General features: G+C 58.5%; 1 protein-coding gene and 1 pseudogene. One reads left to right on the top strand and one right to left on the bottom strand.

Annotation, left to right across the window (positions count from 1 at the left end; genetic code table 11):
* A pseudogene (locus HHL24_RS43335) lies at positions 1–185 on the bottom strand (IS3 family transposase); the annotation flags it as partial.
* 833 nt (positions 186–1,018) lie between these two features.
* Between HHL24_RS43335 and HHL24_RS43330 the strand changes: the two are divergent.
* Positions 1,019–1,256 (top strand): DUF6444 domain-containing protein (locus HHL24_RS43330; protein WP_230417552.1); only part of this gene is annotated, 238 nt, incomplete at its 3' end.

Genomic DNA, 1,256 nt, shown 5'->3' with positions numbered 1-1,256 from the left:
CATCGATCGCTGGTTTTGCCATTGCCCGGCATGAATTTCCCTGTCTGTCTTGCACTTTGCCGCCAGGTCCGTAGCGTCACCGTCGTGATGCCCGTCGCTCCTGACAACTCGATGACCGCACGATTGAACGGCGGCATCATCTGCTGGATTGCCCATTCCCGGGTTTCCGCTGAATAGCGTTTCATTTCCCATTCGCTGTCCGCCCCCCATCTTTACATCAATCGGTTCGGGTGAGGCGACAACTAGCCTGACATGGAGGGCCGCAAAGAAAGATAAGCAAAGAAAGCGGCTCAAACCGCTCATGCTAAGTGGGCGCCGTGGCTTGCAAGTGGTAGTGGCTCCGTGGAATCCGGGGCCTTGCACTTTCGAGCGTTAGTGACAAAGCCGTCATCAGCTCCCACTCCGCACTGCGTGCGTCGCGGACGGGTATGCATGGGAAACCAGGGGCTTCGGTTCAGATCTGTGGGCGCCATCGGCTTCGCCTCGGCGAGGCGCCGCTGCACTTCACGGGCAACCCCCTTCGAATGAAATGGCGGTGTGTCGCACTTGCAGTGGCAGTGCCACTCGCGGCGGCGGTGGCGGGCCTGTCATAAATTTTGTGTTCGAGGCATAACATGTAGTTCAAGGAGCATTTATGCCACGCAAAACCCAAGCCGGCCGCAGTGACGATGCGACGACGAGTCACGGTGCTGGCAAAACGCAAGAGCCGAAACGCAAGAGCCGAAACGCAAGAGCCCAAACGCAAGAGCCGAAACGCAAGAGCCCAAACGCAGCGGTTGGTTTTATGAAGTACTCTTCGGCGCGCGCAGCGCCGCCGGAAGTATGACGCCTTTGTCACTAGAGCATGCGGGGGCGCGAGCACAGACTCTACGGAGCCACTACCCCGTCCAGCCAAGGGTGCCCGCTTAGCAGGATTGGTTTGAGCCGCTTTCTTTTGCCTACTTTTCTTTGCGGCAGGGTAACTATTCAGCGCTTGTAAACTGCAGCCAGGCTGTGCATAGTGAAGGACATGACGAAGATGCCTGATTTCAAAGACCTCACACACGAACAGAAGGACGCGCTCATCGTTGATCTCGTGAAGCGTCTGAACGCGCTCGAAGCGAAACTCGAGAAGAACAGTCGTAACTCCAGCAAGCCGCCCTCAAGCGATGGGCCCGGGCGCAAGCCGAAGTCGTTGCGCGGCACGAGCGGGGCAAAGCCTGGCGCGCAGCCGGGGCATAAGGGCAAGACGCTCAAGCGGGTGGTGCAACCCGATT

It is taken from the genome of Paraburkholderia polaris, from assembly GCF_012927345.1.
Taxonomy (GTDB): Bacteria; Pseudomonadota; Gammaproteobacteria; order Burkholderiales; family Burkholderiaceae; genus Paraburkholderia; species Paraburkholderia polaris.
This window is presented reverse-complemented; position numbering and strand designations above follow the sequence as displayed.